The organism is Collinsella aerofaciens, from assembly GCF_018785245.1.
GTDB classification, from domain to species: domain Bacteria; phylum Actinomycetota; class Coriobacteriia; order Coriobacteriales; family Coriobacteriaceae; genus Collinsella; species Collinsella aerofaciens_AD.
Map to the genome: position 1 here is coordinate 1 of NZ_WQPL01000016.1, position 515 is coordinate 515.

The 515-nt window shown below is 72.6% G+C and carries 1 protein-coding gene; it reads left to right on the top strand.

Annotation, left to right across the window (positions count from 1 at the left end):
* The coding region (locus tag GPK39_RS09725) for a transposase (protein WP_215673878.1) at positions 1 to 310 on the top strand (310 nt) is incomplete at its 5' end.
* Between the last annotated feature and the right edge of the window lie 205 nt (positions 311 to 515).

A 515-nucleotide genomic window follows, 5' to 3' on the forward strand; every position in this document is an offset into this window, starting at 1 on the left:
CTCGAGCGGCGAGTCCGAGCGGCGCGGCGGGATAACCAAGGCCGGCAACGCGCTCGCGCGCACGGCGCTCATAGAGTCCGCATGGCACTACTCCACGTGCTCCCCGAGGCCCAAGGCCCCAGCCCCCGGCACCGACGTGCCCCCGGCGATACGCTCTAGGGCGGACGACTGCACCGCCAGGCTCCACCGCCGCCGCGAGGCGCTGGCCGCGGCGGGCAAGAGCGCGTGCAAGGCCAACGCCGCCGTGGCGCGCGAGCTCGCCTGCTGGGTCTGGGAGATCGGGTGCAGGTCCGAGGGGACCGTCCTCTAGCAGCCGGCGACAACCGACTCCCGCCGGGAGGGCCCGCGCCTCGACGCATCGCCGGCGCGAGTTCACGACCTTTTTGATGGGCAGCCCCGGGGCCGCGCCCGACAAAAGACTGGATTCGTACGATAGCGCCGGACGGAGAATCGAAATGCGGTGGGGTGCGCGGACATACCGGGCTGACCGCCGGAAGCGCACCCGCAAGAGCCCG